Origin of the sequence: Nonomuraea aridisoli (genome assembly GCF_003236395.1) — a bacterium.
Classification (GTDB): domain Bacteria; phylum Actinomycetota; class Actinomycetes; order Streptosporangiales; family Streptosporangiaceae; genus Nonomuraea; species Nonomuraea aridisoli.
The window spans coordinates 1-7,389 of the sequence record NZ_POUD01000374.1; the positions used below are offsets into that span (position 1 = coordinate 1).

Here is a 7,389-nt window from a genome sequence, read left to right on the forward strand (position 1 = left end):
GGGTGTGCAGGGGCGGCGGGTCCGGGGCGCCTGTCCCATGGCGTGTGCCAGCCGAGTTCGTTGTGGAAGGCGGTGCGGGCGTGGGCGAAGGCGGTGCGGTCGAGGACGGCGCCGGTGTGGGGGCCCGCCGTGATGGGCTCGTCGTGGAAGCGGGCCGGCAACTCGTCCGGGCCGCCGCCTTCGCGCAGCGCGTACGCGCGCATCGCGTCCAGGCGCGCCTGACCGGCCGCCAGCAGGTCCTCCAGGGTGCAGCCGGTGCCGAGGACGGCGGTGACCAGGGAGGTCAGGCGGTCCAGGGTCAGCGGCCGGGTCGGGGAGGAGGCGAAGACGCAGATGTTGAGTGCGTCCAGGCCGCTCCACAGCCGCAGCAGCCGCGCGCTGCGCCGGCCGCGCTCCTCGTCCAGCGTGCCCGCCGGAGCGGGGGCGGCGCCGATCCTGGCGGCCTCGGGGAAGGAGTAGCCCAGCCCGGCCACCGGGTCGAAGTCCAGGTCGTGCTCCAGCGCGTCGTAGCGCGGCCCGCCCGGCGCGATCGCGTACCCGAGGCCGATGCCCGGCTGCGGGCGCGGGTCGAAGCACGGCACCTCCGCGCCCTTGACCGTCATCGCGTACGCCTGCGCCCCTCGCCCGATCCGCCGCGCCGCGCGGGCCGAGCCCTCGGCGAGCAGGTCGCCCAGCGCCCCCGTCCGGCCGGCGACGTCGTCGATCAGCCCCGGCAGCGCCGCCGCGTCGCCGAACGCCGGGCCGTCGGGCAGCAGGCCGCGTTCCGCGCACTCCATGGCGAACGCCAGCGTGCCGCCCAGCGACACCACGTCGAGCCCCAGGTCGTTGCAGCGGGCGTTGGCGGCGAGCACCGCGTCGACGTCGTCGATGCCGAGATTCCAGCCGAGCGACAGGAACGCCTCCTGGCCGAGCCCGCCCGTCCGCCGCTCGGCCGCGCCCGGGGGCGCGTACACCTTGAGGCAGTCGTTGGGGCAGCCGGGGCACGTGCCGGTGGTCTCCACGGCGCGCCCGTCGTAGTCGCGTGCCCGCGGGACGCGCAGCCCGGGCGCGCCGGTGACGGAGAAGTTGCGCACGGCGGCGTACCCGGGGGCGATGGGGTCGTCGGCCCACGCCGCGTACCCGGGCAGCCCCGCCTGCAGCGCGGCGAGCGGGTTGGCGGCCATGTCACCGCGGTAGGAGAGCGTCAGCCGGGCCAGCGCCTCGGGGTCGGCGACCGGCGGCGCCGCGTCGCCCGCGCACACCACGGCCTTGAGGTTCTTGGCGCCGAGGACCGCGCCGAGCCCGTACCGGCCGGCGGCGAAGGCGCGGTCGGTGACCACGGAGGCGTACCGGACGAGGTTCTCCCCGGCCGGTCCGATCGCCGCGACGTGCGCGTGCGGCCCGTGCCGCTCGCGCAGCGCGTCGGTGGTGGCGGCGGTGCCGAGCCCGCGCAGCTCCTCGGCGTCGTGCAGCGTCGCCGCGCACGCCCCGGGACCGCCCTCGATGAGCAGGTACGTCAGCCGCTCCGCCCGCCCGGTGACCGCCAGCGCCTCGGCTCCGGCCGCGCGCATGCCGGCCGCGAACGGCCCCAGCGCGTGCGCCTCGCCGGCCACGCCGGTCAGCGGCGACTTGGCCAGGAACACCGCCTTGGCCAGCCCCGGCGCCAGGGTCCCGCCCAGCGCCCCGGCCGCCACGTAGAGCAGCGCCCGCGGATCGTACGGGTCCAGCCCGGCGGGCGTCCGCTCGGTCAGCAGCCGTAACCCGAGGATGGACCCGCCGAAGTGCCCCGGCTCCGCGGAGAAGTCGTCACTGCCGACCTTCCCGCTGGTCAGATCCACCACGAACGGCACAGCCAAGCCTCCCGAAAACGGATGAAACATCAGGAGGGGTACGACATCACACCTGATCGGCCGGACGCAATCCGGCGCGGAACCGCGAGGGAGGGATCCGGCCCGGGTGGCATTCCCATGAGCCCGCGTCTCGGCGCGACGTCGGGCGGGGACCGAGGCCGGCTCCTCCGGAGCGGCTCAGCGGGGGACGTCAGGCAGGCGCGTACCGGTGGCCCGCCGGTGGAGCGATGAGCGAGTCGTGCATGGGGCACCACCTCCGGGCTCGCGCCCGTCCGTCGCGATCAGCCACCGCTGGATAAGTCTAGATATGCAGGCGAGTGCCGCATATATCCGGCATATTTCGAGACGATAGTTCCGACTTTAAATTTTTGTCAACATAAGTCCGTCGATGATCGGAGTAAGCTGAGCCTATGTCGAACGGATCCAGCGCACAGGGGGCTGGGGTGCTGCTGGCGATCCTCAGAGACGGCCACGCCCGCACCCGCGGCGAGCTGGCCCGCCTCACCGGGCTCTCCAGATCCACCGTGTCGCAGCGCCTCGACGGGCTCATAGGCCAGCGGTGGGTCGTGCCGCAGGAAAGCGCCGTCTCCTCCGGGGGCCGGCCCGCGACGGTGTTCGCGTTCAACGACGCCGCCCGCGTCGTGCTGACCGCCGACCTCGGCGCCACCCGCGCCCGCCTCGCCGTCCTCGACCTCGGCATGAACGTGCTGGCCGAGCGCGCCGAGCAGCTGCCCGTCGCGCACGGGCCCGAGCCGACCCTCGAACGGGTCGTCACCGTGCTCGGCGAGCTGCTGGCCGCCGCCGGCCGTGACGCGTCGCAGGTGTGCGGGGTCGGCGTCGGGCTGCCTGGCCCGGTCGAGCACCGCTCGGGCCGGCCGGTGAACCCGCCGATCATGCCCGGCTGGGACGGCTTCGCCGTGCCCGAGTGGCTGCGGGCCAGGCTCGGGGCGCCCGTCCTGGTGGACAACGACGTCAACATCATGGCGCTCGGCGAGCACTGGGCCGCCCGCCCGGCCGTCGACCACCTGCTCTTCATCAAGATGGGCACCGGCATCGGCTGCGGCATCATCTCCGGCGGCCGGCTGCACCGCGGCGCGCAGGGCGCGGCCGGCGACGTCGGCCACATCCGCGTCCCGGCCTCCGAGGCGCCGTGCCGGTGCGGCAACACCGGCTGCCTGGAGGCCGTCGCGGGCGGCGCCTCCATGGCCGCCGCGCTGCGCGAGGCCGGGATCGAGGCGCACGGCAGCCGGGACGTGGTGGCGCTGATGCGCGCCGGCGACCTGCACGCGACGCGGCTCGTCCGGCAGGCCGGCCGCGAGGTGGGCGCCGTGATGGCCTCGATCGTCAACTTCTTCAACCCCTCGCTCATCGTCGTCGGCGGGGACGTCGCCGAGGCCGGGGAGCAGGTGCTGGCCGGCGTCCGGGAGACGATCTACAGCCGGTCGCTGCCCCTGGCCACGCAGCACCTCGGCATCCGGGTGAGCGCCCTCGGCGAGCGCGCCGGGATCGTGGGGGCCGCCGTCCTGGTGGCCGAGCACGTGCTCGCCCCGGCCGCGATCGACCGGGCCGTGGCCGGATGACCGCCATTGACCGCTTCACCACGGCGTAGTAACAATGTGATCGTCTCGACCTCCAGGGCGGTGGCATGCCCGGCGGGGCCGGTCGCAGATCCGCCGTGACGCGGTCGGCGCACGCGTCCCTGAAGAAAGGGAACCCCGCGTGAGCCATCAGCATGCATCCGCAGAGCCCGGCCGCCGGCCGCAGGCGGACGCCGAGCTCGCAAACGCCGCAGAAAAGGTCGCCGAGGAACGCGAGCACGCCGAAACGCTCCGGAGCCGCCTCGGGCTGAGCCGCCGCCGGCTCCTCGCGGCCACCACCGGCATCGCCGCCGCGACGGCCCTGCCGTTCACGGGCGCCCTCGCCGGCACCGCCCACGCCGCGTCACCGGGGCGCGGCGAGGTGCTCGTGCCGCCGGGCAAGCGCGGCATCATCCTCTACACCGTGCGCGACGCGATCTTGCGCGACCCGCTGTCGACGCCCGTGCCGTCGGGCTTCCGCCGCGTGCTGGAGGCGCTGGCCGGCATGGGCTACCGGCAGGTCGAGTTCGCCGGCTACCGCCAGCACGCCAACGCCGAGGGCGGCGCCGACCTGGAGACCGTCGAGGGCGCCCGGCTGCTGCGCGGCTGGCTCGACGACAACGGGCTGCAGGCCGAGGGCAACCACGGCTTCATCCCCGGCTCGTGGCCGCTGACGACCGCCGACCTCGACCGGTTCAAGCGCACGCTGGAGATCGCGAACATCCTCGGCCTCGGCCACATGGGCACCGGCAACGACCCGACCAACAGCGCGTACAAGGCCGACTGGGACGTGGCGGCGGAGAAGTGGAACACGCTCGGCGCGATCGCCGCCGAGGCCGGGATCAAGCTGTACACGCACAACCACGACGCCGCCTACGCGTTCCTGCTGGACAGCGGGCCGCTCGACGCGCAGGGGCGGCCGACCCGCTCCTCGGGCGTCCGCAGGCTGGAGTACTTCTTCGACATCAGCGACCCCGCCGTCGTGCACTTCGAGATGGACATCTTCTGGGCGCACGTGGCCCAGTTCCGGCACCGCGCGTACACCGCGCCGGACGGCTCGGCGCAGAGCGACGTGTTCGACCCGCTGGCCACCGTGCTGGCCAGGGAGAAGCGCTTTCCGCTGTTCCACGCCAAGGACGGCACGTCCAACCCGGCCGTGACGAACGGCTACGACATGGTGCCGTTCGGCACCGGCGACATCGACTACCACGGCTTCTTCTCCGCCCTGCGCGCCAAGGGCTTCCACAACCCGATGTACGAGCAGGACAACGCGCCCGGCCCCGACCCCGCCCGGTCGCTGGAGTACGCGGAGCTCAGCTACCGCCACATGGCCGCGCTGCGGCGCTGACCCCGTACCGGCCGTCACGCCTCCTCCCGAGCGGAGGCGTGGCGGCCACCCGAGGGCGTAACGGGTGATCTTCGGGGCAGTGGGGCGGGGATGTCGACCTTAGACCTCCTCCTCGCGCTCGGCGGCGGAGCGGCGCTGCTCGCCGCGATCCTGCCCGACGTGCTCGACGGCCGTCCGGTGTCACTGCCCCTGGTCTGCCTGCTGGCCGGCGTCGTCCTGTTCTCGTTGCCGCTCGGGCTGCCCCGGCCCGACCCGGTCGCCCACCGGGCGGTGCTGGAGCACATCACCGAGCTGTGCGTGGTCATCTCCCTCATGGGGGCGGGCCTGGCGATCAACCGGCGGGTGGGGCTGCGCCGCTGGTCGGCGACCTGGCGGCTGCTCGGCCTGGCCATGCCGCTGACGGTGGCCGGGGTGACGGCGGCGGCCGGGCTGGCGGGCTGGCCGATCGCCGCGGCGTTGCTGCTCGGGGCGGTGCTCGCGCCCACCGACCCGGTGCTGGCCTCGGACGTGCACGTGGGCGAGCCGGTGGAGGCCGAGAACGCCGACGACGAGGTCCGCTTCGCCCTGACGTCGGAGGCGGGGCTCAACGACGGGCTCGCCTTCCCCATCGTGTACGCGGCCATCGGCGTGGCAGTCGCCGGCGGGACCGCCTGGGCGGGGGAGTGGGCGCTGGTCGACGTGCTCTACCGGACCGCGGCGGGGATCGTGGCGGGCCTGGTCATCGGCCGGTTGCTCGGCCGCCTGTTCTTCCGCGCCACGGCCGGCGGGCTGCGCCTGTCCGAGCGCCGCGACGGGTTCGTCGCGCTGGCGGCCACCTTCCTCGCGTACGGGGTGACGGAGCTCGCCCAGGGGTACGGGTTCGTGGCCGTGTTCGTCACCGCGTGCACCATCAGGCGGGCCGAGTTCGGGCACGGCTACAACAACGTCCTGCACGGCTTCGTCGAGCAGGTCGAACGGCTGCTCACCGCCTGGCTGCTGCTCCTGCTCGGCGGTTTCGTCGCGACCGGCGGCCTGGCGGCGCTCACCTGGCGCGGCGCGGCGGTGGGGATCGCGCTGCTGCTGGTGATCCGGCCGCTGGCGGGGTGGCTGTCGCTGTGGCGCGGGCCGGCCGGGCCGAGGGAGCGGCTGGTGATCTCGTTCTTCGGCATCCGGGGGATCGGCTCGCTGTTCTACCTGGCGTACGCGCTGGGGCACGCGGACTTCGGCGTCCCGGCGCGGGAGCTGTGGGCGGTCACGGGGTTCACGGTGGTGGCCTCGATCGTGCTGCACGGCGTCACGGCCACCCCCGCGATGAACCGCCTGGACGCCGTCCGCGAGGCGGCGACCGTCTCAGGCCGCCGGGCCGAGGCTCCAGAGGCGTAGTGTGCCCTCGTCGTCCGCGCCCGCCACGACGGGACGGCCGTCCAGCTCGGGGAAGGCCGCCGTGCGGATGTCGCCGCGCGCGTCCCGGCCGGGCTCGCCGAGGACGTCCCGGTGCGAAGGTTCCAGACGCGGACGGTGGCCGGGCCGCCGGCCGGTGCGTGCGCCACGGCCGCGAACGGGACGTCGCCGAGCCGGCCGGCGGCCAGCGCGGTCGCGCCCCGGTCATCGGGGCTGCGGCTGCTGAACCGCCACCTCTTCCTGCGCCTGCCGGTCGCCAGGTCGTGGACGCGCAGGGTGGCGTCGAGGTGGGTGGAGACGAGGACCGGCCGGCCGTCCAGCTCCCCGCAGGCGAGCAGCTCGATGCCGCCGACGTCGCCGGTGTCGAACGTGTGCGCCGTCCGGCCCGTGGACAGGCGGCGCACCCGTACGCGGTCCGCGCCGTCGCCGGTGATGAGGACCTCCTCACCGTCCAGAGCGCCGAACGCCAGCCCGTGGATCCCCTGGAAGTGGTCGTCGATCGCGGGGCCGAGCTGCTCGCCGGTGGAGACGTCCCACAGGCGGACGACGCTGTGCAGATCCCGCATGAGGTCGTACTTCTCCGAGACCGCGATCGCCCGCCCGCGACCGCGACCGTCCCGCCGCCGGCGCTCAGCGCCGTGGGTTCCCCCCCGTCCAGCGACACCGGCTCCCCGACCACCGTCCCGAACGGCTCCGCCACGCCACCCGGTTCGCCGGAGGGCGACCCGCTCGGCTCAGGCGAGGGCGACGCATCCGGCGCGGGGGAGGACGAGGGGTACGGTTCGCCGGTCGCGGTCCGTCACAGGTCCCTGGCCGGGGTCGGTCCGCGGGCCACCGGACCCGCTCCGGGTACGCCCCGCTCCAACCCCTTGCGCCGGGGTCGCCGGCACGCCCGGAACCTCCAGCGCGTTCGCGGGGTCGGACGGGCGGATGAGGGCCTGCAGGAGGGCGGACGGGGAGGGGGCCGTCAGCGTGGAGATCGCCAGCCGGTCGAGCGCCCCACCGGTACGCGGCCCGGACGCCCGGACGAGCGCCTGCAACGTCTCGCCGGGGACGTACTCGCTGACGATGTACGGCCGCCCGCCGACCACCCCCGCGTCGAGGATCGCGGCCGTGCAGAACGCGGCCACCCGCCGCGCCGCCTCCGCCTCCCGCAGGAAACCGCGCCGGACGCCGTCGTCCGCGGCCAGGTGCCCGTGCAGCACCTTGATCGCGACCTCGCGCCCCGCCTCGCCGGCTCCCTTGTAGACGACGC

Annotated in this window: 5 protein-coding genes; 3 read left to right on the plus strand and 2 right to left on the minus strand. The window is 74.9% G+C overall.

Annotation, left to right across the window (positions count from 1 at the left end; all coding sequences use genetic code 11):
* Positions 1 to 1,829, minus strand: a 1,829-nt coding sequence (locus C1J01_RS44315; protein ID WP_111185015.1) for an aldehyde ferredoxin oxidoreductase C-terminal domain-containing protein, incomplete at its 3' end; no start/stop codon positions are given.
* Positions 1,830 to 2,239: 410 nt separating this feature from the next.
* Between C1J01_RS44315 and C1J01_RS44320 the strand changes: the two genes are divergently transcribed.
* The 3 genes from C1J01_RS44320 (at position 2,240) to C1J01_RS44330 (ending at position 6,116) form a co-directional block, all read left to right on the plus strand.
* A complete protein-coding gene (locus C1J01_RS44320; protein WP_111185016.1) occupies positions 2,240 to 3,409 on the plus strand; it encodes an ROK family transcriptional regulator in 1,170 nt (389 codons plus the stop codon).
* A gap of 139 nt (positions 3,410 to 3,548) precedes the next feature.
* Positions 3,549 to 4,754 carry a sugar phosphate isomerase/epimerase family protein gene (locus C1J01_RS44325; RefSeq protein WP_111185017.1) on the plus strand — a complete coding sequence of 402 codons (1,206 nt, stop codon included), beginning with the start codon at positions 3,549 to 3,551 and terminating at the stop codon, positions 4,752 to 4,754.
* A 90-nt stretch (positions 4,755 to 4,844) separates the two neighbouring features.
* Positions 4,845 to 6,116, plus strand: coding sequence for a cation:proton antiporter (locus tag C1J01_RS44330; protein WP_111185018.1), 1,272 nt, complete (start codon positions 4,845 to 4,847; stop codon positions 6,114 to 6,116).
* A 752-nt stretch (positions 6,117 to 6,868) separates the two neighbouring features.
* Here the strand turns inward: C1J01_RS44330 and C1J01_RS50655 are convergent.
* A partial coding sequence (locus C1J01_RS50655; protein ID WP_500048302.1) for a protein kinase family protein occupies positions 6,869 to 7,389 on the minus strand: 521 nt, incomplete at its 5' end.

What these genes read in the sequence shown, in the direction of transcription:
- C1J01_RS44320 (WP_111185016.1), top strand. Translation starts at nt 2,240, where the DNA reads ATGTCGAACGGATCCAGCGCACAGGGGGCTGGGGTGCTGCTGGCGATC.
- C1J01_RS44330 (WP_111185018.1), top strand. Translation starts at nt 4,845, where the DNA reads ATGTCGACCTTAGACCTCCTCCTCGCGCTCGGCGGCGGAGCGGCGCTG.